The sequence below is a fragment of the Lacisediminihabitans sp. genome (assembly GCF_036569425.1).
GTDB lineage: Bacteria > Actinomycetota > Actinomycetes > Actinomycetales > Microbacteriaceae > Lacisediminihabitans.
Window position 1 is genome coordinate 1 of the sequence record NZ_DATCQQ010000090.1, and the last position, 16,026, is coordinate 16,026.

General features: G+C 68.4%; 9 protein-coding genes. All 9 read right to left on the bottom strand.

Annotation, left to right across the window (positions count from 1 at the left end):
- The coding region (locus VIM54_RS15090; protein WP_331902556.1) for a transglutaminase domain-containing protein at positions 1-2,270 on the bottom strand (2,270 nt) is incomplete at its 3' end.
- A complete protein-coding gene (locus VIM54_RS15095) occupies positions 2,267-3,508 on the bottom strand; it encodes a DUF58 domain-containing protein (protein WP_331902558.1) in 1,242 nt (413 codons plus the stop codon). The genes VIM54_RS15095 and VIM54_RS15090, both read right to left, overlap by 4 nt.
- Before the next feature lie 46 nt (positions 3,509-3,554).
- Positions 3,555-4,523, bottom strand: a complete 969-nt coding sequence (locus VIM54_RS15100) for a MoxR family ATPase (RefSeq protein WP_331902560.1) — start codon at positions 4,521-4,523, stop codon at positions 3,555-3,557.
- Between the two features lie 22 nt (positions 4,524-4,545).
- On the bottom strand, positions 4,546-10,110 hold the full coding sequence (locus VIM54_RS15105) for an Ig-like domain-containing protein (RefSeq protein ID WP_331902562.1): 5,565 nt from the start codon (positions 10,108-10,110) through the stop codon (positions 4,546-4,548).
- An 82-nt stretch (positions 10,111-10,192) separates the two neighbouring features.
- On the bottom strand, positions 10,193-10,918 hold the full coding sequence (locus tag VIM54_RS15110; RefSeq protein WP_331902564.1) for a hypothetical protein: 726 nt from the start codon (positions 10,916-10,918) through the stop codon (positions 10,193-10,195).
- Positions 10,915-12,558 carry a serine/threonine-protein kinase gene (locus VIM54_RS15115; protein ID WP_331902566.1) on the bottom strand — a complete coding sequence of 548 codons (1,644 nt, stop codon included), beginning with the start codon at positions 12,556-12,558 and terminating at the stop codon, positions 10,915-10,917. Before VIM54_RS15115 ends, VIM54_RS15110 begins: the two co-directional genes overlap by 4 nt.
- Positions 12,558-13,775 carry an FHA domain-containing protein gene (locus VIM54_RS15120; RefSeq protein ID WP_331902567.1) on the bottom strand — a complete coding sequence of 406 codons (1,218 nt, stop codon included), beginning with the start codon at positions 13,773-13,775 and terminating at the stop codon, positions 12,558-12,560. The genes VIM54_RS15115 and VIM54_RS15120 overlap by 1 nt, the downstream gene beginning before the upstream one ends.
- 11 nt (positions 13,776-13,786) lie before the next feature.
- Positions 13,787-14,683, bottom strand: a complete 897-nt coding sequence (locus VIM54_RS15125) for a PP2C family protein-serine/threonine phosphatase (protein ID WP_331902568.1) — start codon at positions 14,681-14,683, stop codon at positions 13,787-13,789.
- A gap of 72 nt (positions 14,684-14,755) precedes the next feature.
- A complete protein-coding gene (locus tag VIM54_RS15130) occupies positions 14,756-15,757 on the bottom strand; it encodes a TerC family protein (RefSeq protein WP_331902569.1) in 1,002 nt (333 codons plus the stop codon).
- Positions 15,758-16,026: the final 269 nt, after the last annotated feature.

The window sequence follows — 16,026 nt, forward strand, 5'->3', positions numbered from 1 at the left end:
GTGCCGGTGAGCGCCGCACGCGCCGCCGCGACGGTGGCCAGCGCCTCCGTCCACACCCGGTCGCTTCGCTCCTGCTCGATCTCCCGGCCGGAGAACACCGCGTCATCCGCCTCGAGAGCGATGCCGCGCAGGCCGGGTGCCGCATCGTCTGCCTGCTGGCTCGCCAACTCCGCGGCGACCATGATCCTGGTCGAGTTTTTCGGCGGGGTGAAGCCGAGCTCGGCATAGCCGTCCACGAGTTCGTCCCACGCGCCGGCCACCTGCGCATCCACCGTGCCCGCCTCGCGTCGGCGACGGCGGCGGCGGGTCTTGATCCCGGCAATCACGAGCACCGGACCGAAGATCACGGCGGCCGGGATGAGCAGGCTGAGGCCGATCGCCACCGCCCAGGCGGGCAGGATGAACGGGGCGTTCTTGTCCTTCGACTTCGAGTCGTCGATCTTCACCGGGGTGAGCAGCTGGTCGTCGTGCTTCTCCGAACGCGGGGGCTGCCGCACCTGCGGCTGCGGCTCGCTCTGCGGCTGCGGCGTCTGGTCCTGCGGGATGTCGGTCTCCTTGGGCGTGGCGTTGTAGGCCACCCAGCCCACGCCGGTGAACGCCACCTCCACCCACGCGGTGACGTCGTTGCCCGTCACGGTCACCGACTTCTGCCCGTCCGCGATCTTCGGGGCGAAGCCCATCACGACCCGCGCCGGGAAGCCGAGGCTCCTCGCCATGAGCGCGAATGCGGAGGCGTACTGCTCCTGGTCGCCCACCATCTGGCTGCGCTGCAGCAGGTCGCTCACCCGGTCGGCGCCATGCCCGGCGCGGGAGGCGACGGTGTCGGATGCCCGGCCGTGGCTGAGGTAGCCGGTGTCCACGAGCTTGCGGCGGATCGCCTCGAGCTGCGCGGCGGGTGTGGTCGCCTTGCCGGCGAAGTCCTGCGCCTTGGACGTCACGACGTCCGGACTCGCGGTCACGGGCGGCAGTTCGACGCTCGCGATCGTCGCCTTGGCGAGGTCGGCAGTGGAGAGCACCCTCTGCAGGGTCGCGTTCATCACGTAGCTGTCGCCGGTCTTGAGCCCGGTCGTGAGCACCGCCGATCCGGTCACGTCGTTGTAGCGCAGGCTGTCGCCGCTGCCCTTGGCTGCTCCGCCCGTGAAGTCGAGCGAGGTGGGGTAGCCCACGCTCGGCAGCCACACATCCCGATATTTCTCGATCGTGAAGGTCACGTTGCGACGGGTGTCCGGGGTGATGAACGTCTGCTTCGGCAGCGTACGACCGACGAGGCTGAATGAGCCGGAGCCGTTCGTATTCGATTCGGGGCCGGTCACCGTCCACAGTTTGCCGGTGAAGGAGTCGAGCGTGGCGAGCCGGATGGTGTCGCCCTTCTTCAGGCCGCTCACCGTAAACAGGTCCTGCTTCTCCGCCGCCTTCGTGTAGTGCCGGAACCCGGAGAGCGGGCTCGGGTACTGCAGCGGGTCGAACGGCGGTGTGATCTCATCCCGCAGCACGAAGCGTTCGTCGTTCGCCGGCGCCAGCACGAGGCCGGCTCCCCCGCCGACGATGAGGGCTCCGGCCACGAGCACTGCCGTGCCGGCCAGCTTGCGGTTGCGCAGTCGTCGCGCCCCGGCCGGCGCCACGACGGCCCCGTTCGGTCGACGCCAGCCGAGCCAGACGAGGGCGATCACGGCGAACGCCGCCCCGCGGACGCCGGCCTGGTACGGCTCGTCCGTGCCGATGAGGATGCCGGCGAGGTAGATCGCGATCGGCCCGGTGAGGGCGATGCCGAACCGCCACGCCGTGCGCGAACGGGTCGTGAGCCACCGCGTCGCGAGGGTCGTCGCGACGAGGGCCACAATCCAGGTGGCGACATAGGGCACCACGGCGATGTACTGCGGTGCGCCGACCGGGGTGCGAAGGGTGACGATGTCGGCCCAACCGTACACCGACCCGACGGCGAGGCTCGCGAGGGACTGCAGGGTCGGCAGCACGAGCAACACTGCCTGCGACTGCACGGCGAGCGCGGTGCCGAACAGGAAGTAGCCGAGCACCGCGACGAGCGCCGTGGCGACGGCGTTGAGCCGGAACACCGACGTGAGGATCCCGGTGGCCGCGCCCACGGCCAGACCGCCGATGCCCGCGAGCAGGAAGCTGTAGCCGCCGAACGACGGCTCGAAGCCGATGATTCCGAGCATCGCGAGGGTGAGGAGCACGGCGACGTCGACCCAGGTGCGCCCGCTCACCCGCCGGAGCCCGTCGGGGCGTGTCGTCGTGGGCTCGGCGCTCATTCGGTGATCCTCCGAACGAGCTGGGAGAGGTCACGCAGCGCGCCGACCGTGACGAGGGTGAGCCCGGCCACGGACGAGATCTTCGGCTCGGCGCCGAGGTTGACGTGGAAGGCGACCTGGTTGGTGTCCTGGCCGAACAGCGACTCGACGCTGCGGTACTCGGCCGTGGACATGTTCGACCCGCCGATCGTCATCACGACGCTCGGGGCCGGCAGCCGCTTTGTGCGTTCGCGGGCGAATTCCCGCACGCTCGGAAACACCCGGCCGACCGGTTCGATGCGGCAGGAGGCATCCATCATGGAGGTGACGCTCTGGGTGCGCCAGGTACCGGAGTCGCTCACGACGTTCATCTGCGTTCCGTCGAGGATCACCTGCGCGGCGATCGAGGCGGTGGCCGAGATCGCGAGCTCGAACTCCTCGTCTGACGCGTAGAGGTCCGAGCGGGTGGCGAGGATCATCGTGAGCTGGGAGCGGCGGGTCTCCTCGAACTGCCGCACCATGAGCTGGCCGACGCGCGCCGAGGTGCGCCAGTGTACGTAGCGGCGGTCGTCGCCAGGCACATACGGTCGCAGGGCGTGGAAGGCGATGTCGCTGGACGTGATCTTCTTCGAGACCTGGCCCTCGAGATCCTTCACGAGGCCCGCTGCCGACGGCACGAGGCGCACGGTGAGCGGATGCACGAACAGGTCGACCTGGTCGGTCCAGCGAACCGCTCGGCGCAGCAGGCCGAGCTGGTCGCCCCGCACCGATTCCGCCGGCCCGGCCACGATCACGGCCCGGCGGTTGGTCGGCACGGCGAAGAGCTCCTCGTGATCCTCCTTCGGCTTCATCGACGGCAGCTGGAACTCGGCGAGGCCGCGGCCCACCGGCAGCTCCATGCGCGTGGGGGTGAGCGCCCGGGTGCCGGTGTTGGTCACGAGCATCCGCCCCATCGCGCGGTCGCCCACCACCACCCGGCGGGGGTTGAGTTCGATGAACACGCCGTACGACGACCGGCCGAACAGGAAGAGCGTGCCGATCACCAGGGCGGCGAGCAGCACGGCGCCGAGGTAGCTGAACTCCTGCCAGCCGAACACGAGACTCAGCACGATGGAGACGGCGGCGACCACGAGCACCACCCAGCCGGAGCCGGTCACCGTCGCGAGAACCGGGCGAACGGCACGCGCGACGGCGGCACGCGCCGGGCGCGACCGTTCGGCGAGCGCGGCGAAGAAGTCGCGCACACGGCGCGTCTTCACTACCCGGCTCTGCCTCGGGGTCGGTGTCGTCGTCATGCCGCTGCGATCAGGCCGCGCGGTAGCTCGGCGGCGCGATGTCCACGAGGATGCGCGTGATGATGTCCTCGGCCTTCACCCCGGCGAACTCCGACTCCGGGTCGATGATCACCCGGTGGGCGAGCACCGGAACGGCGAGGTCGCGCACGTCGTCAGGGGTGGCGTACGTGCGTCCCTGCGCGATCGCCCAGGTCTTGATGGCGCGGGCGAGCGCCATCGCGCCGCGCATGCTCACTCCGAGCGCCACGTCCCGGTGCGTGCGCGTGGCATCCACGATGTCGCTCAGGTACTGCATCACCGACTCGTCGACGAACACCTCGGAGGCGAGCGCGGCCATCACCACGATCGAGTCCGGCTTGATGATGGGCGAGACGAGGGATGCCCGCGCCCGCGTCGTGACGTCCATGAGCAGGGCAACCGCGGTCTTGGTGTCCGGGTAGCCGAGCGAGGTCTTGATCAGGAACCGGTCGAGCTGCGCCTCGGGAAGCTTGTACGTGCCGGCCTGCTCCACCGGGTTCTGGGTGGCGATCACCATGAAGGGCGCCCCGACCGGGTGGCCCTCGCCGTCGATCGTGACGATGCCCTCCTCCATCACCTCGAGCAACGCGCTCTGGGTCTTCGGGCTTGCCCGGTTGATCTCGTCGGCGAGCACGATCGACGCGAAGATCGGCCCTGGATGAAACTCGAACTTGCCCTTGCCCTGGTCGTAGATCTGCACGCCGGTGACATCCGACGGCAGCAGGTCCGGCGTGAACTGGATGCGCGAGGTCGAGCCGTCGAGCGTGTTGGCGAGCGCCTTCGCGAGCACGGTCTTGCCGGTGCCCGGAAAGTCCTCGAGCAGCACGTGGCCGTCGGAGATGAGCGCGGTGAGCACGAGGCGGATCACGTGGTCCTTGCCCATGATCGCCTTGTCGACGTTGGAGATGAGTTTCTGGAAGGCGTCGGCGAACCACGCCGACTGCTCCTGGGTTACTGGCACGTGCTCCCTTTCATCTAGCTGGTCACGGTCCGAAATTCACTGTGGGACTGTCGACGCCATCAACGGTCACGTACGTTCCCCGGTACCCGCAGTAGCTGGTGCTGGTGTAGCCGTTACCAGTGAACGTGTCGGTGTCGAGCACGCCGCCATTGCAGTACAGGGTGATGTTGTGACTGTTGTTGGAGAAGTTTTGCAGCGACACCTCATAGATCCAACACGTGCCCCCGCTTGAGCAGGTGCGGAAGGCTCCCTTGCCGAGGGTCACCGAGCGGGCCGCGGAGATCGAACCGGAATCCGAGCCTGTACCGCCCTGGCCTGCGTTGTTCTTCGCATAGACGCGGAGTGTGTGCGTGCCTGCCCCGAGATTGCCGATCGCAATGCTGTTGGCGCCCGTCGCCACCCATCCGCCGCCGTCAAGGGAGTAGTGGTAGTCCATGTTGTCAGTGATCGCGGCGCCGGAGCCGGCACCGGACCAATCCCATCGAATGGTCCCCGGAGCCGCGCCATCGGTGACAGTCGCCGTCACTGCAAGCGTTCCTGGGACGGTCTGATTCTGGATCTGAACCGTGTTCGAAGTGCCGGTCGCGCCCGTCTTGCCGCCGGTGTTTTGCGCGGACACCGTGAAGCTGTAGTTGCCGGCGGGCAGGCCAGATACCGGCGAGGAGCTCGTGCCCGTGGTGGTGCCCGTCGCTCCGTTGCTCGCTCGCCACGTGTAGTTGGTCGAGCCACCTCCGCTGTTCACAGCCACCCACGTGGCCCGGATGCTTCCGGTCGGCGCCCAGGGGCTCGTGACCGAGGCCGTCACCGAGGGCGTGCCCGGCGTGCCGTATGGGGTCACCGGGTCGCTCTCGACGGACCACTGCCCCGCTCCTCGAGCGTTGATGGCACGGGCGGAGAAGGTGTACGGCGTACCGTTCTGGAGGCCGGAGATGGTGCAGTCGGCACCCGCAGTGCAGTTCGCGGTCGCGCCCCCGGGGGTCGTCTTCACGTCGTAGGACGTGATCGGTTTGCCGTTCGTCGCCGGGGCGATGAACCGCCAGGTCGCGTTGCCGTCCCCGCCGATCGCGGACGTGCGGGTGGGCTTCGCCACCTGGTCCGGCACATCGCTCACGGTGAGCGTGATGGTGCCGTTGACGCGGCGGTCGTTGTCCTGGGTGCTGTCCTCGACGGTGTAGACCACCACCACATCCCCGCTCTTGAGCGCGGGGCTCGGGGCAATCTTCACCGAGTCTTTGGTGAACGAGATCGTGGCCGGCTGGCCGGTGTTCTGCACCTTCGCGTCCACGACGGTGAGCGCCTCGCCGGTGGTCTGGAACGGGTTCGAGTCGTTGGCGAGCGGATGCACGACCATCGCCGGATCTCCGCGTTTCGCCTCGAGCCTGTCGTCGACCGCGACCGCGAGCGGCCTGGTGGAGCCCACGACGGTCACCCTGATGGTGCCGTGCACGGTGAACTTGTCCCACCGGAGCGTCACGCCGAGGGTGCCGATCGTGCCCTTGGGCGTGTTCCGCGGAGTGGTGATGGTGAGCTGGGAGCCGTTGAGGCTCGGCACGATCCTGGAGCTACCGCCCGTGATGTTCGAATAGGTAACCTCGCTGAGGATTTGCGGGTTCGGCTGCGCGGTCGAGGCGCGCAGGTCGATCGTGGTCGACTCGCCCACCTCCACCTGGGTCTCCGGCGTGGTGAACTCGGGCGGGGTGTCCCTGAACTGCGGGTCCCCCACCACGATGTTGAGGCGCAGGTTGGCCTTGTTGCCCTTCGGGTCGTTGAGGGACGCGCCATCCGTCACCGTGAAGTTGATGGATGCCGGCCCCCGGTAGTCCTTCGCCGGGGTGAACTTGAGCGTGTCCTTGTCCACGTAGACCCGGTCGCCGTTGGACTGCAGGGCGCTCACGGTCTTCTCGTCGGTGATCCAGGCGTCCCGACCGGACGGCACCTTCACGATGTCCCCCAGGTCCCAGCTCCTCGTCTCGTTCATCGAGACGTACTGCACCGGCAGGTTCGGGTCGATCACTGGGGGGTCGGCGAAGCTGTCGGAGACCGCAGCCGGAACGAGGATGAAGCCCATCGCGCTGAGCTTGTCCTGCGCGTTCGTCACCCGGTAGGCGATCGCCATTCGTTGCTTGCCCGGGGTCACCTCCACCCGGCCCGGGCTGGTGAGGTTGTCGGCCGCGTCGGCGTTCGGCCCCTCGAAGGTCACCGTGAGATCGTTCGTCTCGCCGGAGGGGTTGTATGCGTAGGTGGGGAACAGGCCGATTTTCACCGACTTCTTGCCGGCGATGTCCTTCGTCTTGATCGCATAGTCGCCGGCGACGGGTGGCAGGATGGGCGCGTCCTTCGTCACCTTCACCAGCACGTAGCTCATCACCGATCCGCCGCGGTCGTTGGTGAGCTGGTAGCGCAGGGAGAACGACTGCTCCTCCTGCGGCGCCTTCACCACGAGGTAGCGGCCGTCGACGACCTTCGCATCGATGCCCTTCGGCACGTCGACGAGCTTCTTCGACACCTTGATCGTGGCGCCCTGCGGGTCGGAGTCGTTGGCGAGCAGGTCTGCCTGGGCGAGGCGGCCCGGGCGGATCGAGAGGTTGTCCGGCACGGCGGAAGGCAGCGCGAGCTCCGCGGGTGCGGGAATCACCGCGATCTTCACCTCGCCGTTTCCCGTCGCCCCGAACGCGTCGTAGACCTGGTAGCTGAACTCGTCGGTGCCGGTGGACGACTTCGAGGACTCGTAGATGAAGTAGTTGGTGCCGACCGTCGTCACTGCCCCGAGAGTGGGGTTGGTCGGGAAGCTCAGCAGCTGGGCCGAGTCGCCGTCCGGGTCGATGCCGTCGAGGGGCACATCCACGCGGATGCTGCCGCCGGCGAGAACCCGCCCGACCAGCGGTGTCGGAATGGGGTCGCGGTTGTTCTTCTCGTCGAGGGGGGTCACGGTAAAGGTCACGCTCGCGGTGGCCGACTCGCCGAACGGGTCGACGACCCGGTAGTCGACCCGGTACTCGCCGGGGGCGGTCGGCGCCTGGTAGCGCACCGTGTTCTTGTCCACGAAGGCGATGCCCGCCGTCGGCGGCGTCACGAGCTTCGTGTCGAGCGTCATCGGGGCGTCATCCGGATGGAAGTCGTTCTTCAGCACGTCCACGGTCACGATGTCGCCCGCGCGCACCTTCGCCACGTCGTTCGCCGCGACGGGGGGCTGATGCTTGGTGAGGGGCGGCACTGGCACGACGGTGACCCCGGCGGTGGCCGTGCCGAAGCCATCGGAGATCGTGTAGCTGAAGTTGACCTGCTCGGTGAGCGCCGCCGGAGAGGTGACCCGCACCTGGCTGTTGCCCAGGAGCTCCACGACGAGGCCCTTGGCCTTCGCCGCCGGGTCGACGGCGACGGACTGCACCGCCAGCACGCGCCCGCTCGGGCTCACGTCGTTCGCGAGCACCGCGACGGTGGCCGGCTGGTCGCCGCGCAGGTACGCCGTGTCCTTCACCGCGACGGGCGGCAGCTTGTCGTCGGAGGACTTCTCCTGCACGTCCACTCGCACGAGCCCCACACTCGTCTTGTCGCCGGCGCCGAGGGTGTACTTGAGGTAGAAGATGCCCGGCTTGCCCGAACTGAAGTTGATGGTGCCGCGCTCGGTGTTGAACGAGGCGACGGCCCCGCCGGTCGCGTCCTGCATGCCGATCAGGGCGAGCTGCGCGCCGGAGGGCGAGAGGTCGTTCGCGAGCGGCTCGATCACCGTGGACTCGTTGGTGAAGGTGGTCGCGAAGTCGGGCGTGCCGATCGGGTCGAGCGACCCGGTGGGCTGCACGTCGACGGTGAGCGTGCCGGTCACCGGCGCACCGTGCCCGTCGCTGACCTGGAAGGAGACCTCCTTCTTGCCGAGCTCGGAGGTCTGGTGGGTGAAGGTGATGAAGCCGTCTGGGGTGAATCGAACGAGGTCGCCGGACTTCGGCGAGGCGCCGATCAGGTACAGGTCGTCGCCGTCCGGGTCTTTCCAGTCGGCGAGCACGTTGTAGCTCACCGTCTGGTTCGCCTCGACGCTCACCCCCGCCTCACGCACCGCCATGGGCAGCTGGTTGCTGCCGGTGGGCACCACCCGCGCGGTCACCGACGCCTGTGCGGTCCCGCCGCGGCCGTCATCCACGGTGTAGGTGAAACTGATCGACCCGACGAATCCCTGGGCCGGGGTGAACTGCAGCGCTCGGCTGCCGTCGATCGGGTCGAGGCGGCCGGTGGTGTCCGCGATTCGGTCGAAGGCCGAGATGACAAGCACGTCACCGTCGGGATCCGAGTCGTTGTCGAGCAGGGAGAGGATGGTGGTTCGCCCCGGTCGGATGCCGTAGGCGTCGTCGACAGCGGTCGGCGGCCGGTTCGTGTCCGTGCGCTGGGCGAGCGTGTCCTTGAACGACTGGGTTGCCGACTTCTTGTCGCCCGTCTCCTGGGTGTGCTTCTCCTCCGGAGGCGTCACATCCGTCCAGTTCTCCACCAGCCGCATGTTCTCGCTCACGACCCAGGTGTTGCCGCTCGTGAGGTCGTTGAGCACGATCACCGAACGGTTGACGCGGAACTCGAGGGAATTGCCCTGGGTCGGCTGGTCGATGTCCTGGCGTTCGGCCTTCTTGCCGTCGCAGGCCAGCAGGTATTTCTGCGCACCCGCCCAGGCCCCGTGCGCGCAGCCGTCCAGGAAGACGGGCGCCGACACCTGGCCGGCCTTCGTCGCCGGCGAGCTCACGCCCGCCGAGACGGCGTCCACGGCTCCTGAACCGAGATCGACCTTGAGCAGCGAGTCCCCGGTCGCCACCACGGCGTACGGGGAGTCGAGACCCACCTGCTGCAGACGCAGGCCCCTCGAGGGGAGCCTGTGGGCGCGACCGTCCTCCGTGACGAGACTGTTCGTGGACTGGTCGAACACCACGGCCTTGTCGCCGACTGCGGAGAGCTGGAAGGCGCCGACGGCGGGGAACGGCTTCGCCTGCGGGGCATCGGCGAGGGTCGGGATGCGGAAGATCGACTTGCGCGACGGCGAGACCGCGATGACCGCTCCCCCGTGGGTGACCACGGCGTGGGCATCCGCTCCCAGCTTGAGCACGGGAGGCGCCGAGACGTAGTTGAATCGCAGGTCGCCGACCGCGGAGACGAGCCACAGCTCGCCCTTGGGCGAGGTGATCGCGATGGTCGTGCCGCCGTAGGACACCTCGGAGCCCTTGGGCACGTCGATCGCCGACGTCACCTTGGTGGACGCCGGGTTGACCGATTCGATCTTGCCGGCCGTCGGGTCGTACATGAAGAGGGTGTCGCCGTCCTGCAGCACCGTGAAGTCGGCACTCGAGGCAACGACCGAGCCGTTCAGCTCATCGATCTGGCGGTTGAGCCGCCCGCCCAGCAACTGCTGCCCGTTCGTCACCCAGACGTCGCGGGAGGTGAGCTCGACATCGGAGACCGGGAATCCCGGATGCAGGGCCGCGATGGTGAGGGGTACGCCGGCGATCACGGCGATCACGAGCGCAGACGCGATGGTCTTGCGCGTTCGGATCCACTTCAGCACCGCCCGCATGCGCTGGACCCCCGGGATTGTGACGAACCATGGCGGTGGCACGCCTCACCCCTCGACGCGGCACCACCGTGCGAACAACCTAACACGAGCAGCTTTCGCAAAATGAAGCGGGGCATGGGCAGAACTACCCATCGGTCGCGTCGGCACCCGCCGTGATTTCCCGGTCGTTCTTGTCGAGCAGGTAGAGGTCGTCCTGGCTGATCAGCCGGGTGGCCACGGCGTATTCGACGAGCCTCAGCCGGCGGTTGGTGGCGAGGTTTCCCTTGCCGCCGCGCAGCCCCTGCACGCCCACCTTGTCGAGCTTGTCGCACACGTTGTCGAGCTTGCGGTTGAAGGTCGTCATCGACCAGTGCAGGCGGCCGGCCGCCTCGGCGGAGGAGGGGATCTCGCCCCTCCCCGGGGACGATTGCCGAAGAATGTGCTCGGCGAGAGACACGATCAGCAGCCGCTGCGAGCTGGTGAGCGGGATCGGCTCGATCGTGGTCGAACCGCCGGATCCGGCCATCGCCGCGGAGGTGTTGTAGTAGTCCTCGGCGGAGTGGACGGTGAACTCGTAGGTCGTGGATCCGGCTGAAAAGAGCACCTGCATCTGCGGGAACACGATGGGTAGCCGCGCGCCGGGGGCGAGCCAGGCCTGCACCTGGCCGGTCGCATCCGTGACGGTCGCCGACAGAAGGTTGCCCACGTTCGCGAGCCACCACATGCCGAAGTCCTCGTAGATGCGCAGGAACCGGCGATGCAGGTATGGGTTGTCGTCGATGACGAGGTCGGACTCCCGACCGATGTGGAAGTCGCTCGGATGCTCGACCTCGTACCATTCACCGCAGAATTCGATCTTCAGGGGCTTCATTGGGGATAGCACGCGTCCAGGGGGTCGCCGGTCTGCCCGTCGCGCTGGATGCGCACCTCGATGCACACGGTCGCGGGGGTGGTGTAGTCGTTCACCGTGAGGGCGCCGGATGCGGTCTGTTGGGTCGGTTCGCTCGAACCGCGATCGCTGCGGCGCCAGAGGAAGGTGTCACCGGCCTTCGCCGTTCCGTTCTTCACGGTGAACACGAGGGTCGACCCGTCCGGCGCGGCCGAGACGAGGGTGGGGGCGGGTACCGACCCGACGACGGCCGAACCGGTGCCGCCGGGCTTCGCGGTGGGCCGAGCCTCCCCGCCGGGCGCGCCGCCGGAGAGCACCAGGCCGAGGGTGACCGCCACGGCGACGAGCACCGCCGCACCGCTCGCCGCCCACACGACGATCCGGTTGCGGCGGGAGGCCCGCGGGCGTTCCTCGATGGTCTGTTCGGCCGGGGCCTCGGCGACCGCCGTCGCCACGCGCTGCCGCAGCACGGTCTGCTCCGTAACGCGGTCGGCGAGGGCGGGCTGGGCGTCCACCCGCTGGGCGCCCCGCACCTGGGTTTCGGCGGCCTGGGTCTCCTCGGCCCCTGTCGTGGCGGGCTGGGCGTTGGAGGACGGCACGGGCGCCGGCTGCGCCTCGATCGTCGAGACGCCGCGTGCGCGCGTCTCGTCCGCGTCATCCGCCTGGGCCTCCCGGTACGGGGCGTCGATGAAGAGGTTGGGCACGTCGATCGTGGTGGGCGCGTAACCCAGCTCGAGCTCCACCCGTTGCAGTGCGCGGGCGAAGTCCACGGCGGTCGCGAACCGGTCGTTCCGATCCGACGCCATTCCCTTCTGCAGCACGGCGACGAGGGACCGAGGCAGGTCGTCCCGCGGCATCGGGGTGACGGCTCCCCGCTCGATGCGGCCGATGAGGTCGAGGGTTCCGTTGGATCGGCCGCGCACCTCGAACGGTGTCTGGCCGGCCAGGATCGTGTAGATCGTCGCCGCGAGCGAGAACACGTCGGACCTCACGTCGGGCGACGGGTCGTCGTCGAACATCTCGGGCGGCGACCACGGCACAGACATGCCGATCGACTGGCTCCCGGTGCCGCCCGATGCGGTGTCGTGCAGCGCGTCGGCGAGGGTGCCCGTGTGCACCGGAAGCAGCTCGTCGTCGACGGCGGACGAGATGCCGAAGTCGGTGAGGGCCGGCCAGCCGTAGTCGTTGGTGAGCACGTTGGCCGGCTTGATGTCGCGGTGCAGGATGCCGGCCGAGTGCGCCGTCGCGACCGCGCTGGACAGCCGCACGCCGGTGCGCAGCGCGTCGGCGACGGCGAAGGTGCCCTCCTTGTACCGCTCGGCGAGGCTCGGCCCCGAGCAGTACTCCATCACGAAGTACGGCCGGTCGTCCGCGGCGACGTCGGCCTGGTAGATGGTGACGATGTACGGATGGGTCGACAGCTGCGCCATCAGGTTCGCCTCGGCCACGAACGACGCGCGCGTGGCCGCGGTCAGGTCTTCGGTCAACAGCACCTTCACCGCGACCCGCCGCTTCGGCAGCTTCTGTTCGTAGAGGAAGACGTCGCTGAACCCGCCGGAGCCGAGCACCTTCACGAAGGCGTAGCCCGGCAGTTCCGGCGGCTGGGAGGAGGCGCGGCGCATCAGTCTTCTTCCACCGTGAGCGTCACTCCGCCGCCGAGGTCGATGACCGTGCCGACGATGATCGAGGTCGGCTCTCCGGCGCGCAACTTCTGCGGCTCCTTGCCCGGCAGCAGCACCATCGTGCCGTTCCGGGAGTGCAGGTCGGTCACCACCACCGTGTCCCCCTCCACCACCACCTGGGCGTGGTTACGGGAGATGTCCTGGTCGGCGGTGTCCATCGTGATCAGGCGCGGCATCAGGCCGCCGGACACCTTGCTGACACTCGGCGACCGCCCGACCAGGATCGGCTGGGTGAGGGCCTCGCGAATGCCGGTGGAGAGAAGCAGCGAGAACGCCTGAACCGGGGCCGGGGCCGGGGCCGGCGGCGGCGCGTTCTTCCCGCGCCGCTTCGAGCGGAGCCCCGCGATGTCCGCCGTGAGCACGGTGTGGCCGTCGTGGTCGCCATCGGCGAGGGAGGCAACTGGCGCGGCCTCCGATTCCTCCGGCTCGTCCGCTCGCACCGCGGCATCCGCGACGTCGCGGAACACGGTGGCACCGAAGAGGTAGTCGTACCCGTCGTCGGCCCCGCTCGCGGCGACCGTGCCGATCTCTGGCGCTCGGTCGGGCAGAGCGACGATCGTCGCCTCCTGCGCCTCAGGCGCTTCGGTGACCGTCGCCTCGATGTCCACTTCGGCGGTGGTCGGCGCGGCCGCTCTGGGTGCGACCATGGTCTGCGCGGCCGCTCTGGGTGCGACCATGGTCTGCCCGGTCGATGTCTGCTTTGGCGGTGCCGTCGGCGCCAGTGAGACCGAAAGCCCGGCGATCCAGGCGCTACCCGCCTCGAAGGGCAGCGATCCGGCGGGCGTCACCGGCACGGCGTCCGGCACCTCCAGGGCGAAGGCGACAACGCCGTCGATGGCCCGCTCGACCCAGGTGGACACCCCCTCCCCGCTCACGACCTGATCGCCGCCGGCGTCGGTGACCGTGATGCTCACCGAACCGCGCACGACGACGCGGCACCCGCCGGTCGCCTCCCACTCCGCGAGCACGAACGGCGGCGTCGCGGCGAGCCCGTCACGGGTGAGCAGGTCGAGCAGCAGCCGGAATCCGTCCGACTCGGCGAGGCGATCCCAGGCGAGGTCGACGGCGGTCGCGTCCGGCACGCGGCCGATCGCCACCAGCCGAGTCCCGCGCACGACGGCCAGCCAGCCGCCGGCCGACGCCTGTCGAATTCGCATGGTGCCCACGGTCATCCCCTCGGCCGGGTCTCTTCGAGGAATCGCGGCAGGCCGTCCCGGTCGAGGGTGTCTTCGCTTGAACCCGGCACGGACACGTTCGCACCGACCAGCTCCGACTCCACCACGATCACGGTGACATTGTCCGAGCCGCCCGCCGCGACGGCCGCGTTCACGAGCCGCTCGGCGAGGGTCACCGGCAGGCCGTCCGATTCGCGGCGCTCCTCGGCGTCGTGAAAGACGATGATGCGCGCGATCTCGTCGTCGCCGAGCTCCTTGGTGAGCCCGTCCGAGCAGAGCAGGAAGGTCTGGTGGGCGCGGGCGGGCAGCAGCCACACGTCGGGGTCCACCTCGGTGTCGGCTCCGAGCGCCCTCGTCACGATATTGCGCTCCGGATGGCGCTCCGCCTCCCTGCGGGTGATCTGGCCGAGATCCACCAGTTCCTGCACCGCGGAATGGTCAACGCTCACCTGGTGGAGCGTGCGGCCGTCCCAACTGTAGATGCGGGAGTCTCCCACGTTGAAGGCCATCCAGTGGTAGTTGCCCGAGCCGCCCACGTCCACGAACGCGATACCGGTGAGCGTCGTGCCGGAGATGGCGCCGAGCGAATCCGTGTCGTCGGTCAGGGCGAGCACGTCGTCGTTCGCCCGCCGGATGGTGTCGAGCACGGCGCCAGGGAGCGTCGGCGTTGTCCCGCCGAAGGCGGCGGCGAACGCAGCGATGGCGGTCCGGCTCGCGCGGTCACCGAAGGCGTGGCCGCCCATCCCGTCCGCAACCACGAAGACGGGAGCCGCGCTCAGGTAGCTGTCCTCGTTCACGCGCCGCACGGCTCCGCGATCGGAGTGGGCGGCGAATCGAAAGCGCGCCGTCACGCCGGCAAGCTCGAATTCCTGCCGAATTTCGATCGACATCCACCCCTCCCCCGCACAGCAAAAGTCTGCTCATCACTCTATTGGCATGTTCACCGACCGCCGGGCCGGTCGTCAATGGGTAGGGGTGCCCACCTCGCGGCGCTTGTCGGCCTGGATCTTCATGACGCTCGCGACGGTCGCGACCGCCATCGACAGCACGATCACGATGAGCGAGGTCACCGTGTCGATCTCCGGGGCCCACTCCACGCCGTTGCCGCCGTTGACGAACGGCAGCTCGTTGGTGTGCAGGGCGTGAGACACGAGCTTCACGCCGATGAAGGCGAGGATGAACGCGATCCCGTACTTGAGGTACACGAGTTTGTCGATGAGGTCGCCGAGCAGGAAGTAGAGCTGGCGCAGCCCCATCAGAGCGAACACGTTGGCCGTGAAGACGATGAACGGGCTCGTGGTGATGCCGAAGATGGCGGGGATCGAGTCGAGTGCGAAGACCAGGTCGGTGGTACCGATGGCGAGAAACACGACGATGATCGGGGTGAAGATCTTCTTGCCGTCGACGACCGTGCGCAGCTTCGATCCGTTGAATTCGTTGGAGATGGGGATTCTCTTGCGCAGGAAGCGGATGACGGCACTCTCGCGTTCATCCATTTCTTCACTGTCCTGGAACGCCTGCTGGAAGGCCGTGAAGAGCAGGAACGCGCCGAACAGGTAGAAGATCCAGCTGAAGTTCTCGATGAGCTGGGCCCCGAGCACAATGAAGATGCCGCGCAGCACGAGGGCGATGATGATGCCCACCATCAGCACCTCCTGCTGGAACTGCCTCGGCACCGAGAATCGCGCCATGATGATCACGAAGACGAAGAGGTTGTCCACGCTCAAGCTGTACTCGGTGAGCCACCCGGCCAGGAACTGGCTTGCGTGTTCGGCGTCGGCGAAGACGAGCATGAGCACCGCGAAGATGAGGGCGAGCACCACGTAGAGCGCCACCCAGAGGCTCGACTCTTTCGTGGATGGCACGTGCGGCCGCAGGTACGCGTGCACGAGGTCGGCGATGATGATGGCGATGATCACCACGAGGGATGTCGCTTCGAACGCGAGCGGGAGTTCGGGGTGCATGGCGGGGGCCTTTCGTCGGGGTCGGCATGGGTCGCCTGATTCCCGAAAGTCTCTTCCGTGCCGTGAACGGCACCGCTGCAACCGGGCCAGCTTCACTGGTGACCGTCTTGACGACTGCAGCGCAGGTGGAATACTCCCCTTCGCGTGCCCAACTCTACCGGACGAGCGGGCCGGGCCGCGGATTCTCCGATGCGACTCCATCGACGCTCACAGGGGTTTCCCGTGCGCGGCTGCCTAGGCTCGGCGACATGACGTCGCCCAGCCAGCCC

Coding starts and splice junctions, on each gene's coding strand:
- VIM54_RS15130 (WP_331902569.1), bottom strand. CDS start 15,757: ATGCACCCCGAACTCCCGCTCGCGTTCGAAGCGACATCCCTCGTGGTG.
- VIM54_RS15120 (WP_331902567.1), bottom strand. CDS start 13,775: ATGCGAATTCGACAGGCGTCGGCCGGCGGCTGGCTGGCCGTCGTGCGC.
- VIM54_RS15115 (WP_331902566.1), bottom strand. CDS start 12,558: ATGCGCCGCGCCTCCTCCCAGCCGCCGGAACTGCCGGGCTACGCCTTC.
- VIM54_RS15110 (WP_331902564.1), bottom strand. CDS start 10,918: ATGAAGCCCCTGAAGATCGAATTCTGCGGTGAATGGTACGAGGTCGAG.
- VIM54_RS15125 (WP_331902568.1), bottom strand. CDS start 14,683: ATGTCGATCGAAATTCGGCAGGAATTCGAGCTTGCCGGCGTGACGGCG.